Source organism: Vibrio sp. JC009 (genome assembly GCF_029016485.1).
In the GTDB taxonomy this organism is placed as follows: Bacteria; Pseudomonadota; Gammaproteobacteria; order Enterobacterales; family Vibrionaceae; genus Vibrio.
This window is the reverse complement of the sequence record NZ_CP092106.1, coordinates 2237064-2260513: the sequence shown is the minus strand read 5'-3', so window position 1 is coordinate 2260513 and position 23450 is coordinate 2237064. Positions and strand designations below refer to the sequence as shown.

At 47.2% G+C, this 23450-nt stretch carries 18 protein-coding genes; 15 read left to right on the top strand and 3 right to left on the bottom strand.

Features of this window, described 5'->3' with window-relative positions:
* The first annotated feature begins 102 nt into the window (after window positions 1-102).
* Together sixA and L3Q72_RS10050 are read left to right on the top strand one after the other, a co-directional pair.
* Window positions 103-567: a phosphohistidine phosphatase SixA gene (gene sixA, locus L3Q72_RS10055; protein ID WP_275129814.1), complete on the top strand. Its 465-nt coding sequence runs from the start codon at window positions 103-105 to the stop codon at window positions 565-567.
* Between the two features lie 302 nt (window positions 568-869).
* Window positions 870-1892: an IS110 family transposase gene (locus L3Q72_RS10050; protein WP_275129409.1), complete on the top strand. Its 1023-nt coding sequence runs from the start codon at window positions 870-872 to the stop codon at window positions 1890-1892.
* Between the two features lie 319 nt (window positions 1893-2211).
* On the opposite strand, the gene smrB is transcribed toward L3Q72_RS10050, so the two are convergent.
* Complete coding sequence (gene smrB, locus L3Q72_RS10045; RefSeq protein WP_275129813.1) at window positions 2212-2742, bottom strand: endonuclease SmrB; 531 nt, start codon at window positions 2740-2742, stop codon at window positions 2212-2214.
* Between the two features lie 60 nt (window positions 2743-2802).
* Here smrB and prmB point away from each other — a divergent pair, with 60 nt between their 5' ends.
* From prmB to L3Q72_RS10030, 3 genes are all read left to right on the top strand, one after another.
* The gene (prmB, locus tag L3Q72_RS10040; protein WP_275129812.1) at window positions 2803-3738 is read left to right on the top strand and encodes a 50S ribosomal protein L3 N(5)-glutamine methyltransferase; all 936 of its coding nucleotides are present in this window, start codon (window positions 2803-2805) and stop codon (window positions 3736-3738) included.
* Window positions 3739-4005: 267 nt separating this feature from the next.
* Window positions 4006-5091, top strand: coding sequence for a chorismate synthase (aroC, locus tag L3Q72_RS10035; protein WP_275129811.1), 1086 nt, complete (start codon window positions 4006-4008; stop codon window positions 5089-5091).
* Between the two features lie 172 nt (window positions 5092-5263).
* Window positions 5264-5527, top strand: coding sequence for a YfcL family protein (locus L3Q72_RS10030; RefSeq protein WP_275132094.1), 264 nt, complete (start codon window positions 5264-5266; stop codon window positions 5525-5527).
* Between the two features lie 129 nt (window positions 5528-5656).
* Here L3Q72_RS10030 and mnmC read toward each other — a convergent pair whose 3' ends face one another.
* Window positions 5657-7663 (bottom strand): bifunctional tRNA (5-methylaminomethyl-2-thiouridine)(34)-methyltransferase MnmD/FAD-dependent 5-carboxymethylaminomethyl-2-thiouridine(34) oxidoreductase MnmC, encoded by a 2007-nt coding sequence (gene mnmC, locus L3Q72_RS10025; protein ID WP_275129810.1) that lies wholly within the window; start codon window positions 7661-7663, stop codon window positions 5657-5659.
* 148 nt (window positions 7664-7811) lie between these two features.
* Between mnmC and fabB the strand changes: the two genes are divergently transcribed.
* The 10 genes from fabB to purF all read left to right on the top strand — a co-directional run bounded on the left by fabB (window position 7812) and on the right by purF (window position 22425).
* Entirely contained in the window at window positions 7812-9023 is a 1212-nt protein-coding gene (gene fabB / locus L3Q72_RS10020; protein WP_275129809.1) for a beta-ketoacyl-ACP synthase I, read from the top strand.
* A 400-nt stretch (window positions 9024-9423) separates the two neighbouring features.
* On the top strand, window positions 9424-10554 hold the full coding sequence (locus L3Q72_RS10015) for a 4-phosphoerythronate dehydrogenase (RefSeq protein WP_275129808.1): 1131 nt from the start codon (window positions 9424-9426) through the stop codon (window positions 10552-10554).
* A gap of 3 nt (window positions 10555-10557) precedes the next feature.
* Window positions 10558-11571, top strand: coding sequence for an aspartate-semialdehyde dehydrogenase (locus L3Q72_RS10010; protein ID WP_275129807.1), 1014 nt, complete (start codon window positions 10558-10560; stop codon window positions 11569-11571).
* 207 nt (window positions 11572-11778) lie between these two features.
* Window positions 11779-16236, top strand: a complete 4458-nt coding sequence (locus L3Q72_RS10005; protein ID WP_275129806.1) for a FimV/HubP family polar landmark protein — start codon at window positions 11779-11781, stop codon at window positions 16234-16236.
* 308 nt (window positions 16237-16544) lie between these two features.
* The gene (gene truA, locus L3Q72_RS10000; protein WP_275129805.1) at window positions 16545-17339 is read left to right on the top strand and encodes a tRNA pseudouridine(38-40) synthase TruA; all 795 of its coding nucleotides are present in this window, start codon (window positions 16545-16547) and stop codon (window positions 17337-17339) included.
* Window positions 17340-17559: 220 nt separating this feature from the next.
* A complete protein-coding gene (gene accD, locus L3Q72_RS09995) occupies window positions 17560-18486 on the top strand; it encodes an acetyl-CoA carboxylase, carboxyltransferase subunit beta (protein WP_275129804.1) in 927 nt (308 codons plus the stop codon).
* Window positions 18487-18524: 38 nt separating this feature from the next.
* Window positions 18525-19802, top strand: coding sequence for a bifunctional tetrahydrofolate synthase/dihydrofolate synthase (folC, locus tag L3Q72_RS09990; protein ID WP_275129803.1), 1278 nt, complete (start codon window positions 18525-18527; stop codon window positions 19800-19802).
* Window positions 19792-20325 (top strand): SPOR domain-containing protein, encoded by a 534-nt coding sequence (locus tag L3Q72_RS09985; protein WP_275129802.1) that lies wholly within the window; start codon window positions 19792-19794, stop codon window positions 20323-20325. The genes folC and L3Q72_RS09985 overlap by 11 nt, the downstream gene beginning before the upstream one ends.
* Window positions 20326-20387: 62 nt before the next feature.
* Window positions 20388-20879, top strand: a complete 492-nt coding sequence (locus L3Q72_RS09980) for a CvpA family protein (RefSeq protein WP_275129801.1) — start codon at window positions 20388-20390, stop codon at window positions 20877-20879.
* 31 nt (window positions 20880-20910) lie between these two features.
* On the top strand, window positions 20911-22425 hold the full coding sequence (gene purF, locus L3Q72_RS09975; protein ID WP_275129800.1) for an amidophosphoribosyltransferase: 1515 nt from the start codon (window positions 20911-20913) through the stop codon (window positions 22423-22425).
* 71 nt (window positions 22426-22496) lie between these two features.
* Here the strand turns inward: purF and L3Q72_RS09970 are convergent, their stop codons facing one another.
* The gene (locus L3Q72_RS09970; RefSeq protein ID WP_275129799.1) at window positions 22497-23378 is read right to left on the bottom strand and encodes a LysR family transcriptional regulator; all 882 of its coding nucleotides are present in this window, start codon (window positions 23376-23378) and stop codon (window positions 22497-22499) included.
* Window positions 23379-23450 lie beyond the last annotated feature (72 nt).

The following is a 23450-nucleotide window of genomic DNA, read 5'->3' as shown; positions in this document are numbered from 1 at the left end:
TTGCAAGGTAATTGATATATTTAATTGTCTAAGTGTAGTTGAAGAGTCTTCGAACGAAAAGAGAGCGAAGTACTCTCTTTGATAAATAAAGGGTAATATCGCATGAAAATTTTCATTATGCGCCACGGTGAAGCAGGTTATTCAGCGACCAGTGATGCAGACAGAGAGTTAACAGAAAGAGGTGGTTCTCAGTCTATCGCAGTTGCGAGAGCTGTGATTTCTCAGGGCTATAGCGAGTTTGACTATGTTCTGGTCAGCCCCTATATCCGTGCTCAGCAGACCTGGGATGCGATTTCCCATGACTTGTCTGCCAGAGAGACTGAGACCTACGATGAAATCACTCCCTATGGTCAGTCGGATGACGCCTACCACTATATTTCAGCACTTGCATCGGCAAAGCAGCTTGATAGCGTATTTATTGTTTCTCACCTGCCACTGGTAGGTTATCTCACGGCTGAGTTTGTTAAGGATATGACTCCGCCAATGTTCCCGACATCCGGGCTGGTTTGTCTGGAGTATGATCCGGAAACTCAGAAGGGTGAGTTTTTGTGGCATGTGCATCCTTAAGAGAAAGCTGTCAGCTATCCACTATATCCTCGTTCCCACGCTCCAGCGTGGGAATGCATATCGGAGCTAAAGAGAACGCACATAATACAGCGACCTTAGCTCTGTATCTATACTAGCGTACTCTGGGAATATCCCTTTAAATTCAATGTCCTTACTTGAATGCTGCATGCTTTTTTCTGGAGAGGAAATGATGGGTGTTATGGATTGCACCTTAGGCCATGGTATGCAATGGCATGGACTCCCTCACCTTCGTCGAAAATATCGGCTAAGGTAAGAGTGTCAACTAAAAAGGAGCCCATGCCATGAACAAGAATATCACTATTTCTATCGACCTTGCTAAGACTGTTATTCAAGTTGCGATAATTAATAAGCACGGAAAGCTTTCATCTAATCAAAAAGTATCTCAATCAAAGTTAATTTCAATGGTGGCTAAGCACCCCAAAGCTGTTATTTGTATGGAAGCTTGTGCAACGGCTCATTATTGGGGTCGAAAGTTCCAGCAGGCAGGACATCAAGTCTTACTCGTGCCTGCTCAGATCGCCGCTAAGTATCGCTCGGGAAATAAAAATGATCCCAATGATGCTTTGGCTATTTATGAAGCCAGTCAGCGGACAGATATTCATTTCGTTCCGGTTAAAACTGTTGAACAGCAAGATCTTGCCTGCTTACTAAGACTGCGGGAAGGTTATATTAAGCAACGAACACAGCTTGCTAACCGTATCCGGGGGCTTGCGATGGAATATGGCATCAAATTTCCCATAGGAATCAATTCGCTCAGAAAACAGCTACCGTTTGAGTTGGAAAATGCTGAAAATGAATTAACCCATGCTGCTCGGTTTATTCTAAATAATCTTAAAGAACAGTTGCTCGCGCTTGATACCCAAATTGATGATGCCACTCAAGCTCTTACCAATCAGGCAAAACAAAATGAAGATTGTAAGCTTTTAGCCTCGTTACCGGGTATTTCATGGATTTCAGGCAGTGCTTTGTATGCCAGGTTAGGAAATGCATCGGCTTATAAGTGTGGTAGGGATGCAAGCGCAAGCATTGGATTAGTGCCTGCTCATACAGGAAGTGGAGGTAGAAATATCAACCTTGGCATTACTAAGCGAGGAGATCGTTATCTCAGAGCTCTTGTCGTTCATGGTGCCCGAGCTGTAGTTAGTCATGTCAAAGATAAAACTGATCCACTTAGTCAGTGGATACGCTCTCTGTTAGAGAGAAACCATGTGAATAAAGTCGTTATTGCTCTAGCGAATAAGATAGTCAGGATGGCGTGTGCCATATTGAAATCAAAACAGCCTTACCAGCTTAAGTTAGCTTAACTGAAATAAGGTAAAGCTGAATTTGGAGCAAACGACAAACCAGCGTAATAGCAAGTAATTAAGATAAAGTGTTAGCACAGCACACAAGGCAAACTCTGTGTGGGAATGAGGCAATAAATGCCTGGACTGCGATTAGAAGCCTTGTTAGTGGATTTAGCCATAAAGGTTCGGGGTAGCGCCCCATGATGAAACCGAATATACGTGCACTTGCATAAACTCTTATTATCTTAAACCACTTGTGTTACAGGGGGAGTCCATATACGTTCCCACGCAGGAGCGTGGGAACGAGAGGCTAGGCACTAGCTTTAAAGAAAGAGGACTACTTCTCAGGAACAGAAAGCAGCACCAACAATGCTCCATCCCCGCCAAATTCAAGCGGAGCCTGGTGGTAGGCCATTACATCCGGGTGCTGCGCCAGCCAGACCGGCACTTTCTGTTTTAGGATGTGCTTGCCGATGCCGTGCATCACACAGGCACAGTGCACGTTTTCTTTGATGCAGTACGCGATCATGGCGGCGAGTTCCGCCTTTGCTTCCTGTTGCGTCATTCCGTGCATGTCCAGATAAACATCCGGAACATAAACACCTCTTCTCAGCCTTTTTACTTCAAACTTAGAAACATCATCTCTGGCGTAGCGGGTCGGGCCATCTTCATCTAGGTGTGGAATAAACTCATCGGAGAAGAAAAACTCGTTATCTTTTGATTCTCTGAAGGTTCGTTGCACTTCTTTTTGTTTTGTATTTCTTGTTGGCTTTTGGATTATGGTATCCTGTCGCAACTTTTTTACGCCCTTTACTGCGTCTTTGAACAGGGAAAAGTCATCTTCAAAGCTTTCGTCTTTGTTACTCATATGGCTGAAAATCGTTAATTACATCTAATCGCAGTATTGTAGCGCTTTTTGGAGGCAAATTTGGATAAGATTTTTGTGGAAGAAGTGGTATCGGAGCTTTATACCCTTCAGGATTTGATTCGCTGGACTGTGAGCCGTTTTAACGCTGCTGGTCTTTTTTACGGACACGGGACCGACAATGCGTGGGATGAAGCTGTTCAGCTGATACTTCCGACACTGTATCTTCCTATCGATGTGCCTCCGCATGTGCTTAACTCTCGTCTGACAACGTCTGAACGTCAGCGCATTGTAAACCGTGTAGTAAAACGCATTAATGATCGTACACCAACGGCTTACCTGACAAACAAGGCCTGGTTCTGCGGCTTGGAGTTCTTTGTTGATGAGCGGGTTCTTGTGCCACGTTCGCCAATTGGTGAGCTGATTGAAGCTCAGTTCCAGCCATGGCTGACTCATGAGCCTATGAGAATTATGGATCTGTGTACCGGCAGCGGTTGTATTGCTATCGCTTGTGCGCATGCGTTCCCTGATGCAGAGGTTGATGCCATTGATATCTCTGCAGGTGCACTGGAAGTGGCTGAGCAGAATGTTCAGGACCACGGTATGGAGCAGCAGGTGTTCCCGATTCGTTCAGACCTGTTCAGAGATCTACCAAATGCAGATAAATACGATTTGATAGTTACTAATCCTCCATACGTTGATGAAGAGGATATGAACAGTCTTCCTGAAGAGTTCACCCATGAGCCTGAGCTTGGTCTGGCTGCGGGTACTGACGGCCTGAAACTGGTACGCCGTATTATGGCGAATGCACCAGATTATCTGAACGAAGGCGGCATCTTAATCTGTGAAGTGGGCAATTCAATGGTTCATATGATGGATCAGTACCCGCAGATCCCGTTCACCTGGATCGAGTTTGAAAATGGCGGCCACGGCGTATTTATGCTGACCCGTGAGCAGCTTGTTGAATGTGCGGATGAGTTTAGTCTTTATAAAGATTGATTAGCTATTAGCTATCAGCTATCAGCCGTCAGTTTTCAGAGGTGGTCATGTTGACCACCTTTTTTGTTACCTGAATTTTGCTCAATACATTGATATTAAGCTGATATTTCATTTGCAAGCTAGGCTTTCTCCAAACTGATAGCTGACAGCTGAAAGCTGAAAGCTAAAAAGAGGTTTACATCCCCCCCCGATAAAGCGACTATGAAGGCACGAAAAACAGATACAAGATAACCTGAAAATGAAATCAGGATCTACAATGAGGATGTAATGGCGGGAAATAGTATTGGACAACTTTTCAGAGTAACAACATTTGGCGAAAGTCACGGTGTAGCGCTTGGTTGTATCGTGGATGGCTGCCCTCCGGGACTGGAAATTAACGAAGCCGATCTGCAAAAAGATCTGGATCGCCGCCGTCCGGGAACGTCCCGCTATACAACAGCACGTCAGGAACCCGATGCAGTGAAATTCCTTTCTGGTGTGTTTGAAGGAAAAACAACGGGTACTTCAATCGGTCTGCTGATTGAAAATACCGACCAGCGCTCAAAAGACTACTCGGAAATCAAAGATAAATTCCGTCCGGGTCATGCTGACTACACTTATCACCAGAAATACGGCATCCGTGATTATCGCGGTGGCGGCCGTTCATCTGCCCGTGAAACAGCAATGCGTGTTGCAGCTGGTGCGATTGCGAAAAAGTACCTTAAGCAGGAGTTTGGCGTTGAAGTTCGCGCTTATCTTTCTCAGATGGGTGATGTTTCCATCGATAAGGTCGACTGGGATGAAATTGAAAATAACGCCTTTTTCTGTCCTGATGCCGACAAAGTTGAAGCATTTGACCAGTTAATCCGTGATCTTAAGAAAGAGGGTGACTCCATCGGCGCTAAGCTTCAGGTGGTCGCAACCAATGTTCCGGTTGGCCTTGGTGAGCCTGTGTTTGACCGTCTTGATGCCGATATTGCGCATGCGTTGATGGGTATCAACGCGGTTAAAGGTGTTGAGATTGGTGATGGTTTTGATGTGGTCAACCAGCGTGGCAGTGAGCACAGAGATCCACTGACTCCGGAAGGTTTTACAAGTAACCATGCAGGCGGCATCCTTGGCGGTATTTCAAGCGGTCAGGATATTGTTGCAAATATCGCTCTTAAGCCGACTTCAAGTATTACGGTTCCGGGTGACACCATCACTAAAACCGGTGAGCCAACTCAGCTAATTACCAAAGGCCGTCACGATCCTTGTGTGGGCATTCGTGCAGTGCCGATTGCGGAAGCTATGCTGGCGATTGTGCTGATGGATCACCTGCTGCGCCATCGCGGGCAGAATCAGGGTGTGAGCACTGAAACTCCGAAGATTTAGAAGGTTACAACAGCCAACTCATTGTCATTCCTGCGAAGGCAGGAATCTGATTGACGCTTGTTGTAAGGCTAAAGATTTTCTGTAGCTCCACAATGCGCATAAATTAGGTCCCGGATAATGGCTTCGCTGTTTCCGGGATGACACGGATACATTTCGTCAGTTGAGAACAACAATGATTTTAGATTTTGAAGAAAAACTCCTCGAATTGATCGACTCTTCTGTTGAAAGCGCATCAGAGGATGAGCTGTTTGCCGGTGGTTATTTGAGAGGACATATCTCGCTTTCTGCCGCCGCATGCGAGTCGGAAGGCATTGATGACCTGGAGACTTTTAAGGCGAGAATTGAAGCCAGTATTGAAGAAGCTAAGTCAGAGTTGTCGCCGGCAGATCGGGTGGTAGTGAACGATATGTGGCAGCAACTGGTGGGGCAGCTTTAATATCGGTGGCTGTGTCGGCTAAATGTACTTGATTCCACAAAACGCTCAAGCCATCCCTGGGCGCTCAAACTTGCCCTTCCCTGGGCAAGTATGTTTGTTCCATCAAGTACATTCAGCCAACACTTTGGATTAATCAACCGCTTTTCCTTTCAATAACTTACGCACCCACATTCTCCCCGGATGCAATAACTCCAGAACATCAGCAGGTAGCGGCAGCGGATCGTTACAGATTTGCGATGTCAGCAGCTCAGCCATAAATGGCGCAGAGCAGACACCACGCCCGCCAAGCCCGATTAATCCAAACAGATTTGCATGAACCGGAATATCCTCAGCCTCTTTCTGGTTGTTCTGCAAAGTGGCATACTGCTCCAGTACCTGCTCATAATCACAGATATTGCCGATATAGGGCAGGTGATCCCGCGTCGCGCAGCGAATGCCCTGACGGGAAAGGTTTCCGCTGGTATCCACGTCTTTTACCCACTCTATCTCCGGCAGGCAGTTAGCAAGCTTTTGCCCGTTATCTATCTGTGCCTGAGGGTCGAACAGCTGATCGATATTCTGACGATCATGGCTGGCCCCGGTACAGTGGTGGCCGTTATTCGGGTTTTGCGGTGTCATATAGCCGTTAAAGCAGAGCACGGTTTTAAGTTTGCTTAGTGACGGTGTGGTCGGAATATGGCTAACCTGACCTTTTACACTGGAAGTGGCAATTTTGCTCGCTTGCTGGAACTGATTAAACAGATGGCCGTTGGCGATAACCACTGCCTGATGAGTAAATGAGTTCTCACCAGAGTGCAGTACCCACTGATTTTCTTCTGCTTGCTCAATGCTATCAATACGGGTGTTGAAATGCGTAGTCAGCAGCTTCTCCTGCTCCAGTTTACTGATCAGCCCCTGAGTCAACTCTTTAGGAGATAACCAGCCACCAAGCGGATAGCTGACTGCTTCTGTTCCTGTAGGTAAGCCGATAGTTTGCTCGGTTTCTTCAACCGACAGCTTTTTAATTAACTCTTCCGGGAAATTACCTTGCAGAATTTTGTTCAGTTTTTCTGCCGCTTTGTCGTTATAGGCAAGCTGAGTAACACCACACCAGTCATGATCAAAGGCAACCTTTTTTGCCGTTTGCTCAACAAACTGGCGTGCAAACAGAAACGCAGGAGCGAAAACTCTGGATAAGTCGCTATGGTTACCGTTTAGCAGAGGATAAACCGCGCCCTGACGGTTGCCGGAGGCATTGGCTGCGGGCTCGGCATCGGCGCAGTAAAGAGACACTTTAACGCCACGCAGGCTTAAAGTCCGGGCAAGCGTAGCACTAGCAATTCCGCCGCCGATAATAGCGACATCGGTAATTTGCTCGTTAGTAGTACGGGCATACCAGGGCTTGAGGTTAGTAAAAGGCGCTTTCTGCGGAAGGTGTCCGGCGATCATATCTCTTTTGGTACCAAAGCCTTTGACCTTTTTCATATCAAAGCCGGCTTCAATCAGCCCGCGTCTGACAAAACCTGCAGCGGTAAAGGTGGCACAAGTGCATTCTTGTTTCGCCAGCTTCGCCATATTATTAAACAGCTCCTGATTCCACATTTCAGGATTCTTACTTGGGGCAAAGCCGTCTAAGAACCAGGCATCAACTATTCCCTGAGGGTTGGTCGGAACCTGTGGCATACAGTCTTTGATATCACCAAACCAGAGATCAAGAGTAACAGCGCCGTCAGCCAGTACGATTCGGTGACATTCCGGAACCGCTATCGGGTAGTGTTGTTGCAGTTGCTCTGCGTATTTTGCAAGCTCAGGCCAGGACTGATGTGCCTTTTCAAGATCCTGTTTTGTCAGCGGGAATTTCTCAAAACTGACGAAATGCAGCTCTTTTAAGGCTGATTCAGGAAATTCTTCTCGAAATTTCTCGAAGTACTGCCATACTGCCAGGAAGTTTAATCCGGTACCAAAGCCTGTTTCGGCTACGACAAAGCGTCGCTGATCAAATGTTTGCCATCTTTCTGGCAGATGATTTTGCTTAAGAAATACGTACCGGGTTTCTTCCAGGCCATTAACGTTGGAGAAGTAAACATCGTCAAAGTGTTCTGAAACTGGAGTGCCGGATTCATTCCAGTCCAGATCTGCATTGGTAATAGTGGTCATAAATGTCGCATTTATTGAATGTGAGTCAATAATTTCAGGGAAAAAGTAACTAATAGTGCAGAATTGTACGGTTTTACAGGAAAGCTGACCACTTTTGTCTGCTAAGTTAGTTATTATTTAACGGTTTTAATATTAATAGGATTGTGAAATGAAACGCGCTGTCATCACTGGAATGGGTATTGTTTCCAGTATCGGTAATAATGTAGAAGAAGTTCTGGAGTCACTAAAAGCGGGTAAGTCAGGCATTACGGGCTCTGAGCAGTTTAAAGAAATGGGACTGCGCTCTCAGGTATGGGGCCAGCCGACAATCAACCCGGCAGAGCACATTGATCGTAAGAAGATGCGTTTCATGGGTGATGCAGCTGCGTATGCATACCTTTCAATGGAGCAGGCAATTGAAGATGCTGGTCTGTCTGAAGATCAGGTTTCAAACGAGCGTACCGGTATCGTAGCGGGCTCAGGCGGTGCTTCTGCACTTAACCAGTCTGCGGCTGTAGATATTATGCGTGAGAAAGGCGTTCGTCGCGTTGGTCCTTACATGGTACCTCGTACAATGTCTTCTACGGTTTCTGCATGTCTTGCTACACCATTTAAAATTCGCGGTGTGAACTACTCAATGAGCTCTGCATGTGCAACTTCTGCGCACTGTATTGGTCACGCGCTTGAACTGATCCAGCTTGGTAAGCAGGATGTCGTATTCGCGGGTGGCGGTGAAGAGCTGGACTGGACTCAGACTATGATGTTCGATGCCATGGGTGCACTTTCAACTAAGTACAACGATACGCCTGAAACAGCTTCTCGTACTTACGATGCAACCCGTGACGGTTTTGTTATCGCTGGCGGCGGCGGTATGGTTGTTGTTGAAGAGCTTGAGCACGCTCTTGCACGTGGTGCAAAAATCTACGGTGAGATTGTAGGTTACGGTGCAACTTCTGATGGCTACGATATGACGGTTCCTTCCGGTGAAGGTGCGGTTCGCTGTATGAAGATGGCGATGCAGGATGTGGACGGTGTTGACTATGTAAACACGCACGGTACATCGACACCAGTTGGTGACGGTAAAGAGCTTGAAGCGATTCAGGAAGTCTTTGGCGGCAACAGCCCGGCTATCTCTGCAACGAAAGCAATGACAGGTCACTCACTGGGCGCGGCTGGTGTTCAGGAAGCGATTTACTCTGCACTGATGCTGGAAAACAGCTTTATTGCACCAAGCATCAATATCGAAACGCTTGATGAAGCAGCTCAGGGTCTGGACATTGTTACTGAGAAGCGCGATCAGGAACTGAAGACAGTTATGTCTAACAGCTTCGGCTTCGGCGGTACTAACGCTACGCTGGTTATTAAGAAGTACGAAGGTTAATTTTTACTTCTTTGATTATGGAACGCCCGGCCTAAGAGCCGGGCGTTTTTTATACTGGGGAGTTTAATAGCAGGTTTAAGGTACTTGATGGAACAAACATACTTGCCCAGGGAAGGGCAAGTTTGAGCGCCCAGGGATGGCTTGAGCGTTTTGTGGAATCAAGTGCCTTGAACCTGCTCTCCTCGGCAATATGTCAGCATATATTGTTGCTAATTCTTGTGTTTTTCTTTTTATATTCGATGTATCTACACCAGAATATCTGCTTGTAAAGAAACTGGAGAAGAGTACTATTCTGGATGCCTCTGATGCTTCCTTCAGCTAAGGTATGCATTCCCACGCTGGAGCGTGGGAACGAGAGGTGTTTCCTATTACCACAAGAATAACGGAAGTTTCCCCTCAAATGAAAATTCTAATTGATGAAGCCATGCCCTATGCGAAGGCGCTGTTTAGCCAGTTAGGTGAAGTTGTCACCAAAGCAGGGCGAGCCATTACTGCTGAAGATCTGACCGATATTGATGCGTTGATGATCCGCTCGGTGACAAAGGTGAATAAAGAGCTTTTGACCTCTGCAAACAAGTTAAAGTTCGTCGGTACCGCCACGGCCGGTATGGACCATGTTGATCAGAGCTTGTTGAAAGAAAAAGGCATCTTCTTTACCGCAGCTCCGGGGTGTAACAAAGTGGGTGTAGCCGAATATGTTATCAGCGTACTCATGGTGCTTGCTCAGCAAAGAGGCTTCTCAATTTTTGATAAAACAGTGGGAATTATAGGTGCCGGTCAGGTTGGCACTTATCTGTCTGAATGTTTGAGTGGCATAGGAATAAAAGTGCTTCTTAATGATCCGCCAAAGCAGAGAGAAGGCGACACGCGGGAATTTACAGAGCTTGAAGAACTGCTGGAACAAGCTGATGTGGTCACCCTGCATACGCCGATTACCCGTGATGGTGATTTCCCGACTTATCATCTGCTGGATGAAGACAGATTAAATAAGCTTCGCAGCGACCAGATCCTGATTAATGCAGCCAGAGGCCCGGTTGTAGACAATCAGGCACTAAAAGCAAGATTGCAGAAAGGTGATGGTTTTAGTGCTTCTCTGGATGTGTTCGAGCACGAACCAGTGGTTGATATGGAGCTGTTACCTTTGCTAGACTTCGCCACCCCGCATATTGCAGGGTACGGGCTGGAAGGCAAAGCGCGCGGAACCACCATGATATTCAACTTCTTCTGTGAGTTCCTTGCGCGGGAAGAGCGTGCAAATGCTGCCGATTTACTTCCGGTCGCGCCAATCCCGGAAGTCAGACTGGACAGAGCCTGGAGTGAGGCGACGCTGCACAATCTTATCCAGTTGATTTATGATGTGCGCCATGATGATGCTATTTTCCGCCGTAAAATTGGGCCAGAGGGCGTATTTGATGAAATGCGTAAAAACTACTGGGACAGACGCGAATATAGCGCAATTCGGTTAGTGGGTGATGAAGAGTGCAATTTATCACCGTTAGCTAAGTTAGGTTTTCAGATTGAGGTTAATTAGATTATGAGCCAGGAATTCAATGTTGCGATATTTGGTGCAACCGGAGCGGTTGGTGAAACCATGCTAGAAGTGCTGCAGGAGAGAAAGTTTCCGGTTGGAGAACTGTTTCTTCTGGCAAGCGAGCGCAGCGAAGGGAAAACCTACCGTTTTAACGGCAAAACAGTGAAAGTGCAGAACGTAGAAGACTTTGACTGGTCTCAGTGCCATATCGCCCTGTTTTCAGCCGGCGGTGAGCTGTCTGAAAAGTGGGCTCCGATTGCCGCTGATGAAGGCGTTGTGGTTATCGACAACACTTCACAGTTCCGCTACGACTACGATATCCCGCTTGTGGTGCCGGAAGTGAACCCTGAAGCCGTCGCTGAATTCCGTAACCGTAATATTATCGCCAACCCGAACTGCTCAACTATTCAGATGCTGGTGGCACTGAAGCCTATCTACGATGCAGTAGGCATTGAGCGAATCAATGTTTCCACTTATCAGTCTGTTTCCGGTGCCGGTAAATCTGGTATTGATGAACTGGCAGGTCAGACCGCAAAACTGCTGAACGGCAGACCGGCTGAACCTGAAAAGTTCAGCCAGCAGATCGCCTTTAACTGTATTCCGCAAATCGACCAGTTTATGGACAACGGTTACACCAAAGAAGAGATGAAGATGGTCTGGGAAACCCAGAAAATCTTTAACGATTCTGCAATTATGGTTAACCCGACTTGTGTACGTGTGCCGGTTTTCTACGGACATGCAGAAGCGGTTCATATTGAAACTCAGTCGCCAATTGATGCAGAGCAGGTTGCTCAGATGCTTGAGCAGACAGAAGGTATTGAAGTTTTCCACGGAGAAGATTTCCCGACTCAGGTACGTGATGCCGGTGGTAAAGATTCAGTAATGGTTGGCCGTATCCGGAATGATATCAGCCATCACAGCGGAATTAACCTCTGGGTGGTTGCCGATAATGTGCGCAAAGGCGCGGCAACCAACGCAGTCCAGATTGCTGAAGTTTTAATCAGAGACTACTTCTGATAGCAAATTCAATCAAAGAGAATACTAATGCGAAGCTTCCTCCTGGGAGCTTCTTTTTTATCTGAACCTGTGAAATTCAATGCAAAAAACAAAATAATTGTCATAAGGCAGCAATTTTTCTCTGTATTACTATAGTTTTCCTTCTTCATTCCGATATATTTAGCAGATCAAAGAATTTTTAATAAAAGTACAGTACCGAGTCTTTATATGCATCATATTCTAAAGCGCTTTATTACGCCTTTAGCGATTTTACTGACAACTCAAATTCAGAGTGTTGGCGCGGAAACTATTCGCCTGGTAGGCCCGGACGGAAATATTCAGTCAGCACCACAATATTCTCAGCCAATAGTTCGTAACACAACAACGACAGCTGTCCCTTCCAGCAATACTTACGGTCCAACCCGCGCTGACGAAACCCTTTGGTCTATCGCAACCCGGCTAAGACCATCCAATGCATTGAGCATTCAGCAGACTCTGTTAGCCATTTACCGCTTAAACCCGCAGGCCTTTGACAACCAAAATATTCACGAGCTGATTCCGGGTAGCCGTCTGCGGGTGCCGTCATTGGCTCAGGTACAGGCCGAAAGCACAGAAGCGGCAAGAAGAATTCTTGAGCAACATCAGCAAAAAACGGGACAACAAGCCGCTCCTGCTCCGCAAGCTCAACCAGCGGCCAGACCAACGCCACAACCGGCACCTCAGCCTGAAAGCCAGCCGGAGAAACCAGCAGCGGAAATAAAACCGGCAACAACAGAAACCGCAGAGACAAAAACGCAAGCGCCAAAACCGGCGACTGAGGAAAAAGCGGTAAGAAATCTTAAAGATAAGCTGACGGCCTCTGAAGGTGAGCTGATTGCACTGGAAGAGAAAAACCACAAACTGCGTCTGATGCTTTCCGAGCTCCAGGGAGAGGTGGGCGATCTTAAGGAAGAACTTGGTGACGAGAGCAGAATCCGCTCGGAAGTAGAAAAGCTGCTTGAAGAGGAGCGGGTAAAGCAAGCTGAGTTTGAAGCGATGCAGCCAAGCCAGATTGACCTGCTGATTGAAAACAAACTCTTTGTTGCCTTGCTGGCACTTATCCCTGGCTCGCTTCTTGTTCTGGCGATCGTTCTGTTTATGACCCGCAGAAGAGGTTCGGAAGAAGCAGTTGCTCAGGTTGATGAATCACCGGTGATTGACTTGACAGAGGACGAAGATGTCCAGGAAATTAATCTGGATGCCGATCTGGATGATGATCTGAACATTGAAGATGACCTGTTTGGTGAAGAGTCCGAAGAGAACATCTTTGATGTTGAAGACAGTGGCGGTGATGAAGAGAGCGATATCTTTGCCAACCTTGATGACAGCGATCTGGACTTCAATCTGGATGAGGGTGAAAGCGAAGGTGACGATCCATTTGCAAGCATTGATGATAACGGCGAGTTAAGCGAAGAGACCGACGCGCCGGAAGCCAGCTCTAACGGTATCTCTGTGGACGGAGATGACAAAGCTCTCAGCCTTGAAGAGATGGAAAGAGCACTGGATGAAGGCGTTCCTGAGTCTGAAACTACAGAGGCGGCTGCGGATGACTTTGACCTGGCTGATGATGATGAGATTTCTCAGGATGAGCTGAATAATTTGCTGGCTGAAGATGATCCTAACGAAGCGCTGGATGCCGATGAGCTGGATCAGTCAATGCTGGATGACCTGTTCAACCAGACAACAGAAGAAGGTGCGGATGACGATAACCTTGATCAGAACGGTTTAGACTTTGATTCTCTTCTGACTGACGAGCCGATGGATGAGTCTGAGTTTGAACTGTCCGAAGATGCCGATTCCGGTGAACCGGTTCTGAACGATGAAGATATCAATGATTTGCTTGCTGAGTTTGATTCAGATGACGAAGCTCCGGACGATAGTGAGTTCAACTTAGACGAGCCATCAGAACTGGCCGAAACAGATGATATTGACCTTGTAGCTGATGAAAGCACTGAGCTTCTGGATGAGCTGATTGAAGATGACTTTGAAAGTGATGAAACGCTTCCGGAGTTTGATGAAAACAGCACAGAACTGCTTGATGAGCTGATTGAGGATGATGAGCCTGATCTTGGTGATTTTGACCTGAGTGAAGACAGCACGGCGCTGCTCGATGAAATTGTAGAGAGCGAAGACAGCTCGGATAGCATTCCTGAAATCACCGATGATACAACCGAGTTGCTGGATGAACTTCTGGGTGATGATGACGAGGATGAAGAGTTAATTGATCTGGACAGTGACAGCACCGCGTTGCTGGACGAATTGGTTGATGACAGTCTGCTTTCTGATTCTGATGAGATTGAACTGGACGAAAACAGCACAGAGCTGCTGGATGAATTACTGGAAGATGAAGACTTTGCTGCGGACGATGAGCCGCATATAACCAATGATATCGCTGCGTCAGAGATCAGTGAACTGAGTAAAGATGATTCAGATATCCCGGATGTTCTGCTGGAAGGTTTTGATGAAGCAGATTCTGAAAGTGAGTTTGATTTTTCACCCGAGATTGAAGCAGCAGAATACCCGGAGCAAGAACCGGAAGCCTTAGCTGAAACTGAGCAAGCAGAGCCGGAACAGAGTGCTGAAGCGGTAAGCAGCGCTGAGGATCTGGCAAACGAATTTGGTGTACCGCAGGATGAAGACTGGCTTGTTGATGAAGAGCTAAATGAGGAGCCAGCCGCATTTGAAGATATTCTTGCTGAAAGCATGGATCAGCAAGAGGAAGAGTTAGCTCCAGCGGAAGAGGCTGCTACGCAACCGGAAGAAATCGCCGGTGATAACCTTGATGCAATTGATCTTGAGGAAACTGGCGCATTTGAAGAACTTGTTTCTCAAGAGCAGGATGAAGTAACTGAGCCTGAAATTCAGGCTGATGAACTGGCGGCTGTTGGCGATGATGATCTTGGTTTACCTGATGAGCCTGTCGCATTTGATGAGTTCATCTCTGAAGGTCAGGGTGAAGTAGCAGAGCCAGAAACTCAGGCTGATGAGCTAGCAGCAGTCGATGATCAAGCTAGTCAGGTTGATGAGTTCATTTCTGAAAGCCTGGATGATGCTGCTGAGCAGCAGTCTCAGACCGATGCGTTGGCAGAAGTTGCCGATGATGAAATAGACCTTGCTGATGATCAGGCTGCATTTGAAGAGTTTGTTTCTGAAAACCTGAGTGATGAAGTGGCAGAGCTGGAATCTCAGGTGGATGAGCTGGCTGAAATTGCTGATGATGAAATTGATGGTCTCGAAGAAGAGGCAGACTTTGAAGAGCTGATTTCTGAAAACCTTGAGCATCATGAGGAGCAACGCCATCAGGCTGAGTCAGAACCGCAGACTGTTCAGGAAACAGATGAAGAGCTGATAGAAGTCAGTGATGAAGATCTGGGTGAATTTGACGAGTCTGCCGCTCTTGATGCAGTTGAAGAAGAGGGTGAAGACCTTTCACTACCGGAGCCGGAAGCTGAGTTAGATGAACTGCTGGAAATCAGCGATGATGATCTTGGCGAGTTTGATGAGCTATCAGCTCTGGAAGCGGCGGCAGAAGCAGAGAGTGAAGAGCTTTCACTGCCGGAAACGGAAGCTGAGTTAGATGAACTGCTGGAAATCAGTGATGACGATCTTGGTGAGTTTGATGAGTTGTCAGCTCTGGAGGCGGCAGCAGCAGAAGAGAGTGAAGAGCTTTTATTGCCGGAGAGCGGAGCTGAGCTGGATGAATTGCTGGAAATCAGCGATGACGACCTTGGCGAGTTTGACGAGCTTTCAGCTCTGGAAGCGGCAGCGGAAGATGAGGCTGAAGAGCTTTCACCGCCAGAGGCAGAAACTGAGCTGGATGAGTTGCTGGAAATCAGTGATGAAGATTTAGGTGAGTTTGATGAGTTTACTGCGCTTGATAGTGCAGTAGATGAGCCTGAGTTGCCATCCGTTCCGGAAACCGAAGCTGAACCTGATGAACCGCAGGATGACGTCTCTGTTGATGATGATGCGTTTGATGAGCAGGCTTTCAGTGAACTGGATGAACTTCTTGCCGAGGTAGAAACTCACCCGCTTGAAGACCCAGCGGTTATGGATGAGTTGCTAAATGACGAGCCGGCAGCAGAAGCTTCACCATTAGCACCTCAGGAGCTGGATAGTGAAACCATTGATAGCGCCGGTATGGATCTCAATGCCATGCTGGAGATGGGAGAGGACTGGAACGGCTTTAATCTTTCCGAAGAGCAGCAGGCAGAAATCTCAGCAGAGGTGCCTGAAGACCAGCAGGCTATCTGGGGCGCTGAATCAGAAGAGCCTCAGATAACCGCTGAGGATTGGGGCAACCAGCCAAGTGTTGATGAACTTGAGAAATCAGACAGCCAGTTTATGAGCGTTGAAGAGCTGATGGCGCAGGTTGAAGGCTCTGAGAATGACACGGACCCTGATGAAGAGGATCTTAACCTAGATGTGGGCCTGAATGAGTTCCCGGACGTTATTGGTGATATAGAGCAGTTTGATGTGGATTCCGGCGGCGAAGCTGCAGGTAAGCTGGATCTGGCGAAAATCTATATTGAAATGAACGATACAGAGGGCGCGATTAAGCTGCTTGAGGAAGCGATTGTTTATGGCGAAGACGCCACCCGCCAGGAAGCGAAGGCGCTGATTGATAAGTTAAACAGTCAGTCGTAAAACGTCCATCATTTATAGCCACGGTAGCCGGGGGGACGGCTCCGTCATCCCGGAATTGCAAAGCAATATCCGGGATCTGCTCACCGGGTGTTGTAGAGTTAATGGTTTATCCGAGACTGACAACGCGCTGCAAGTAGATTCCGGATAGTTTTGCAACTTCCGGAATGACAACGTTTAGCTTCGCTTACTTTTTGTTATTGTCACGGTAGCCAGCACCGTCATGCCTTGAAATCACAGGTAAGTTGGCGTTTATTGATCCTCCCATTGGGTATATACTCTCCCTCCCCTAAAACTCCGAGTAGATAAGTATGCGAATTGCACTAGGCGTTGAATATAACGGCACCAACTATTCAGGCTGGCAGAGACAGAGCCATGCTAATAGTGTCCAGGAAGAGCTGGAAAAAGCGCTCACCATTGTTGCCAACCATCCGGTAGAAGTTCAGTGTGCAGGCAGAACCGATGCCGGTGTGCACGGAACCGGGCAGGTGGTGCACTTCGATACGCCTTCTAACCGTAAGCTGGTGGCGTGGACAATGGGCGTTAATGCCAATATGCCGAAAGATATTGCGGTTCGCTGGGCTAAGGAAGTGCCTGAGGATTTTCACGCCAGGTTTTCAGCAACAGCGCGCCGGTACCGCTACATTATCTTCAACAATAAACTGCGTCCGGGAATTCTGTCTTCCGGTCTTAGTCACTATCACAACCCGCTTGATGCCGAAAAAATGCATCAGGCAGGGCAGTACCTGCTTGGTGAAAATGATTTCTCTTCCTTCCGTGCAGCTCACTGTCAGTCTTTAAGTCCGTGGCGAAATATCATGCATTTGAATGTGATTCGTCAGGGGCATTACATTGTTGTAGATATCAAGGCAAACGCCTTTGTTCACCATATGGTCCGTAATATTGTAGGCAGCCTGATTGTGGTTGGTCAGGGCGACCAGAACCCAGAGTGGATTAAGTGGCTGCTGGAAGCCAAAGACAGGAATCTTGCCGGTGCGACAGCAAAAGCGGGCGGGTTGTACCTGGTCGATGTGGATTACCCGCAGGAATTTGAATTACCGGTAGAGCCGATTGGCCCGGTATTTTTGCCAGATAATTTGAACTAATACTCTGAAAAGCTTTCAAATTGTTAGGGTGCTATTAGGCGATGAAAGATAAACACGCCCTATGTTTGAACATTTCCGATGATAGTTTGCTAGTCTAAGCATAGGTACAACCAGTTTTTTGTCCACACATCGGATAATCTGTGGTTTAATCCCTCAGCTTAAATTGAATAGTACATATTCCTCACCACGGGGCGGGGAAAATCAGATAAAAAGGTCTTCCATGAGCTGGCTTGAAAAAATTTTAACAAAGAGCAGTATTGTAAGTTCTCGTAAAGCTTCTATCCCAGAAGGCGTTTGGACAAAATGTACCTCTTGTGAACAGGTTCTGTATCACGCAGAGTTGGAGCGTAACCTGGAGGTTTGTCCTAAATGTGGTCACCACATGCGAATGAAGGCGCGTCGCCGTCTGGAAACCTTCCTGGATGAAAATAACCGTGTAGAACTGGCTAATGATCTGGAACCGGAAGATAAACTGAAGTTTAAAGACTCCAAGCGTTACAAAGATCGTCTGGTTGCTGCGCAGAAGAACAGCGGTGAGAAAGATGCGCTTGTGGTTATGCAGGGCGAGCTGCTTGGTATTCCTCTGGTAGCGTGTGCCTTTGAGTTCTCATTTATGGGCGGCTCTATGGGTTCTGTTGTGGGTGCCCGTTTTGTAAAAGCGGTAGAAGCGGCGATGGAAAACAACTGTGGTCTTGTCTGCTTCTCGGCAAGTGGTGGTGCGCGAATGCAGGAAGCGCTGATGTCGCTGATGCAGATGGCTAAAACCAGTGCAGCACTGGAGCGACTGACTCAGAAAGGTTTGCCGTTTATCTCTGTGATGACAGATCCGACAATGGGTGGCGTTTCTGCCAGCCTTGCAATGCTGGGTGATATCAACATTGGTGAACCTAATGCACTGATTGGTTTTGCCGGTCGCCGCGTTATTGAGCAGACGGTACGTGAAGATCTGCCGGAAGGCTTCCAGCGTAGTGAGTTCCTTCTTGAGCATGGTGCAATCGATATGATCGTCGATCGTCGCGAAATGCGCGATAAAGTGGGTGGTTTGATTGCTAAAATGACCAATATTGACTCACCAGCTGTCGAGTCTGTGAGCGATAGTACTGAAGAACCTGAATACAAAGTACCAGTTGCCGAAGAAAAAGAGTAAAGTATTCATTAGTAACCAATTTGGAACGGTTTTACCTAATGAGTAACAATCTTATACCTCAAGCCACATCGTCTCTGCCGATGTGGCTTGAATATTTAGAAAATATTCACACCAGCGCAATTGATCTCGGTCTGGACCGGGTGGAGGTTGTGGCTGACAAAGCTAATCTAAGAAAGCCTGCCCCAACAGTTATCACTGTGGCAGGAACCAATGGCAAAGGTTCAACCTGTGCCATTATGGAAGCCATACTGCTGGATGCTGGCTATAAAGTCGGTGTTTACAGCTCTCCTCATCTCATTCGCTACAATGAACGTGTCAGAGTTAACGGTCAGATACTGGCCGATGACAGACATTCCAGTGCTTTCTCTTTTATTGAAGAGCAAAGAGGCGATACCAGCCTGAGCTTTTTTGAGTTCGGTACACTGGCTGCGCTGAAACTGTTTCAGGAAGAGAAGGTGGATGTTGTTCTGCTGGAAGTCGGCCTTGGCGGACGTCTTGATGCCACCAATATTGTTGATCACGATGTTTCTGTCATTACCAGCCTGGCTATCGACCATGTTGACTGGCTGGGTGACGATATCGAAGTTATCGGTTACGAAAAAGCCGGTATTTTCCGAGCTGACAGACCTGCAATCTGCGGGCAGCCTGATGCTCCGGCAAGTGTTGCCGCCCACGCGGATGATATCGGCGCTAAGCTGTATCAGGTTGGCTATGGTTACACTTACACCGATAAAGGTGATAGCTGGGACTGGCAAAGCGGTGCGTTTGATATGACTGATTTACCGAAACCGTCACTGCCACTGCCGAATGCGGCAACAGCATTGATGGCTTTAGGTGTATCGGGGCTTGAAATCACGGATATCAACGTGGTGAACGGCCTGAATAATGCGAAGCTGTCCGGCCGGATGCAGAAAGTTTCTGATGCACCTGTGATTATCCTGGATGTGGCCCATAATCCACAGTCTGCGGCCTATCTTGTTTCTCAGCTAAAGCAGCGCTATGCGGATAAACGTATTCATTGTGTGCTGGGTATGTTGGAAGACAAGGATATCGGTGCCACGATTTCTGAGCTGAGTGAGATTGTTGATTTCTGGTATCTGGGCTCTCTTGACGGTCCGAGAGCGGCCTCTGCTGAGGCTTTAAAGCCTCACGTTAGTGGCAGTGAGGTGAAATGCTTTACCTCCCCGACACTCGCCTATAAAGAAGCTCTGGTAAAATGTCCGCAAGATGAGGTTATTATTGTTGCCGGTTCGTTTTATACCGTTGCTGAAATACTGGTTTACCTGAAGTTACAGAGGAGTGCCTGTGGCAAGTAAATTCCAAAGCCGTCTGGTTGGTACCATCATTCTTGCGGCGGTGGGCATTATCGTTCTTCCCGATGTGCTGGATGGTGAGAAGCTTCACTATAAAGAAGATTTTGCAACTATTCCGGTTAAGCCAGAGATTGCGACTTCTGCAGAGACCTTCGAAGTCCTTGAACCTGTGGAAGAGGTAATTGAACTGCCAGAGTCTCCGGTTGTGGTGACTGAAACCATCGACGATAAGGGTGAAGAAAAAATTCTTGTTGCTGAGAAGCCGGTTCAGGAAAAAAATGAATATCAGTCGCAAGCCTGGATTATTCAGTTGATGGCATTGAAGAATGCTGCCAATGCGGAAACACTGGTAAAAGATCTGCAAAAACGCGGCTATCGTGCACATACCAAGAAGGAAAATGGCTTTACCCGGGTTATTGTCGGGCCGGATGTATCTAAGGCGAAACTAGAAAAGCAGATTATTGAACTTGAAAAAATTACAGGTTCAAAAGGTCAACTACACAAATTTAACGCGTTAAATCTTTAAGAAAACGTTTGCGTCGCGCGATTTTCTGTTAAAATGCGCGCCAACTTTAAGTTGTACAGAGTATGAATTGGATTGATTTTGTCATAATTGGAGTGGTGGGGCTTTCAGCTCTTATCAGTTTAGTACGTGGTTTTGTTAAGGAAGCTTTGTCCCTGATTATCTGGGCAGCTGCTATTTTTATCTCGAACCAGTATTACGAAAGATTAGCCGTCTATTTTACCAAGATAGATAACGACTTGTTCCGGCACGGAGCGGCAGCCATAGCGCTACTGGTAGCAACTTTGATAGTTGGCTCACTGGTAAACTACATTATTGCCCAGCTGGTACAAAAGACCGGCCTGACAGGTACAGACAGGATACTCGGAGTGGTATTCGGTGCTTTGAGAGGCGTGCTGATTGTTGCTGCAACACTCTTTTTTGTTGACGCCTTTACGACAATTCCAAATACAGACTGGTGGCAGGATTCGACGCTTATACCGGAATTTAGCCGGATCATTGCGCCTTTTTATGAACACTTAAAGGAAACATCTAGCTTTATATCTGGCATCACTTGATGCCAGAGCTCTTATTATCGAGGATTAGGACATGTGTGGTATTGTTGGAATCGTGGGTACAAGGCCTGTAAACCAGTCAATTTATGATGCTTTGACTGTGCTGCAGCATCGTGGCCAGGATGCCGCGGGTATTGTTACCATAGAAAGCAATCGTTTTCGTCTGAGAAAGGCGAACGGTCTGGTAAAGGATGTATTTGAAGCAAAGCACATGCAACGCCTGCAGGGAAACGTAGGTATCGGGCACGTAAGATACCCGACAGCGGGCAGCTCAAGCGCTTCTGAGGCTCAGCCATTCTACGTAAACTCTCCATTCGGAATTACTCTGGCTCACAACGGAAACCTGACTAACGCGCATGAGATCAGAGAGAAGTTGTTTGAAAAAGACCGCCGTCATATCAATACAACTTCAGATTCAGAAGTACTGCTTAATGTACTGGCTCATGAAATTGATACTGTAAAAGGCAACGTGACCTCTGAAGATGTATTCCGTGCAGTAACCAATGTTCACCGCAATGTTAAGGGCGCATACGCCGTAGCGGCAATGATCATCGGCCACGGTATGATTGCATTCCGCGATCCTAACGGTATTCGTCCTCTTTGCCTGGGTAAGCGCGAAGTTAACGGCCGTTTTGAATATATGGTTGCTTCAGAATCTGTTGCACTGGATGCTGTTGGCTTTGATTTTGTTCGCGATGTGGCACCGGGTGAAGCTATCTATGCCACATTTGACGGTGAGCTGTTTACTCAGCAGTGTGCCGATAATCCTCAGCTAAATCCGTGTATTTTCGAGTATGTTTACTTCGCTCGTCCGGATTCATTTATCGACAAGATTTCAGTTTACGCCGCTCGTGTTGAGATGGGTGTGAAACTGGGACACAGAATTATGAATGATTACTCCGATCTGGATATCGACGTAGTTATTCCAATCCCTGAAACCTCAAACGATATTGCTCTGCGCATTGCTCAGGTGATTGATAAGCCATACAGACAGGGTTTCGTTAAAAACCGCTATGTAGGCCGCACCTTTATCATGCCGGGCCAGCAACAGCGTAAGAAGTCGGTTCGACGCAAGCTGAATGCTATCCGCTCTGAGTTTAAAGGTAAGAATGTTCTCCTGGTTGATGACTCTATTGTTCGTGGTACCACTTCTGAGCAGATCATTGATATGGCAAGGGAAGCGGGTGCAAATAAAGTGTATATGGTTTCTGCTGCGCCTGAGATTCGTTTCCCGAACGTATACGGTATCGATATGCCTTCGGCAAATGAGCTAATTGCTCACGGCCGTGAACCGGAAGAAATTGCAAAAATCATTGGTGCTGATGCCCTGATTTACCAGACTCTTGAAGATCTGGTTTCTGCAGTCGGTGAAGGAAACAAGGATATCTCTGTTTTCGAAACTTCCGTATTTAACGGTGAGTATGTCACAGGGGATATTAATCAGGCGTACCTGGACTTCCTTGAGCAACTGCGCAGCGATGACGCAAAGCTGAAAAGAGATATTCAGCAGGACCTTGCTAACCTGGAAATGTATAACGAAGGGGCTTAATTGCTGTTAAGCGCCGAAATCTCACCTCACCTTGTTCCCGCGCTCTGCGTGGGAACGAGAGGTGGGGGGGGTTACTTGTTGTCGTGATAATGGGTCACAAAGTCGATCAGAAGGCGCACTTTTTCTGGCTGATGATCTTTGTGGTTATAAAGCATATAGATATCACGCGGGTTTGCACTCCAGTCTTCCAGAATTCTGACCAAAGTTCCCCGTTCAAAATACTCCTGCAGCATGATGTCTGGCATCAGGGTAATCCCCAGACCGTGTGCCGCAGACCTTCTCACCACGTTTAACGCGTTTGCTTCAAACCGGCCTTTATCCGTGTTTACCACCACTTCACCACGGGTGTTGGTCAGATTCCACTTAAGAAGCGGATGGCCTTTAAGCAGCGCATGCTTTGACAGATCATCGGCGTGGGTCAGAGGAGTCGGATTGCTGGCCAGATATTCAGGGCTGGCGACAAGCACATCTTTTACTTCGTCGATTTTGCGCGCAATCAGGCTTGAGTCTCTTTGAGGGCCGGCTCTGAAAATGATATCCCACTCAGTAGGATCCATATCTTCGGCCTGATTACTCATTGTCAGTTCAATACTGATCTCCGGATACTGATCCATAAATTCGTTCAGCATCGGAAGGATAAGGCGTTTGGTCAGGTTCGACGGAGCTGAAATTTTCAGCTTACCCGCGGCCCCTTTACAGTCGTCTGCGATTTCTTCAGTTGTTGCTGCAAGGCGTTTTAACAGGGGAGAGCACTCCTGATAAAAGCGCTCACCGGCTTCCGTTAAAGTCAGCTTACGGGCATGACGGTTAAGAAGTCGAAGGTGAAGAGCTTCTTCCAATGCCTGAATACGACGGGTGATTGTCGCAACTGGGATCAGGGTTTTCCTTGAAGTTGCAGTATAACTGCCGTTTTCTACAACTAGCCTGAAAAGGTTTAGATCGTCAAGTTTCATTAAAACAGATACTTTTTTATTCAGATTCCATCAATCTATACCTAGTTATTAAGGGGTATGTTGCTCAATATC

Coding starts and splice junctions, on each gene's coding strand:
- L3Q72_RS10030 (WP_275132094.1), top strand. CDS start 5,264: ATGATTTTAGATTTTGAAGAAAAACTCCTCGAATTGATCGACTCTTCT.
- aroC (WP_275129811.1), top strand. CDS start 4,006: ATGGCGGGAAATAGTATTGGACAACTTTTCAGAGTAACAACATTTGGC.
- L3Q72_RS10010 (WP_275129807.1), top strand. CDS start 10,558: ATGAGCCAGGAATTCAATGTTGCGATATTTGGTGCAACCGGAGCGGTT.
- accD (WP_275129804.1), top strand. CDS start 17,560: ATGAGCTGGCTTGAAAAAATTTTAACAAAGAGCAGTATTGTAAGTTCT.
- mnmC (WP_275129810.1), bottom strand. CDS start 7,663: ATGACCACTATTACCAATGCAGATCTGGACTGGAATGAATCCGGCACT.
- L3Q72_RS10005 (WP_275129806.1), top strand. CDS start 11,779: ATGCATCATATTCTAAAGCGCTTTATTACGCCTTTAGCGATTTTACTG.
- purF (WP_275129800.1), top strand. CDS start 20,911: ATGTGTGGTATTGTTGGAATCGTGGGTACAAGGCCTGTAAACCAGTCA.
- L3Q72_RS09970 (WP_275129799.1), bottom strand. CDS start 23,378: ATGAAACTTGACGATCTAAACCTTTTCAGGCTAGTTGTAGAAAACGGC.
- L3Q72_RS10015 (WP_275129808.1), top strand. CDS start 9,424: ATGAAAATTCTAATTGATGAAGCCATGCCCTATGCGAAGGCGCTGTTT.
- L3Q72_RS10050 (WP_275129409.1), top strand. CDS start 870: ATGAACAAGAATATCACTATTTCTATCGACCTTGCTAAGACTGTTATT.
- L3Q72_RS09980 (WP_275129801.1), top strand. CDS start 20,388: ATGAATTGGATTGATTTTGTCATAATTGGAGTGGTGGGGCTTTCAGCT.
- folC (WP_275129803.1), top strand. CDS start 18,525: ATGAGTAACAATCTTATACCTCAAGCCACATCGTCTCTGCCGATGTGG.
- sixA (WP_275129814.1), top strand. CDS start 103: ATGAAAATTTTCATTATGCGCCACGGTGAAGCAGGTTATTCAGCGACC.
- smrB (WP_275129813.1), bottom strand. CDS start 2,742: ATGAGTAACAAAGACGAAAGCTTTGAAGATGACTTTTCCCTGTTCAAA.
- fabB (WP_275129809.1), top strand. CDS start 7,812: ATGAAACGCGCTGTCATCACTGGAATGGGTATTGTTTCCAGTATCGGT.
- truA (WP_275129805.1), top strand. CDS start 16,545: ATGCGAATTGCACTAGGCGTTGAATATAACGGCACCAACTATTCAGGC.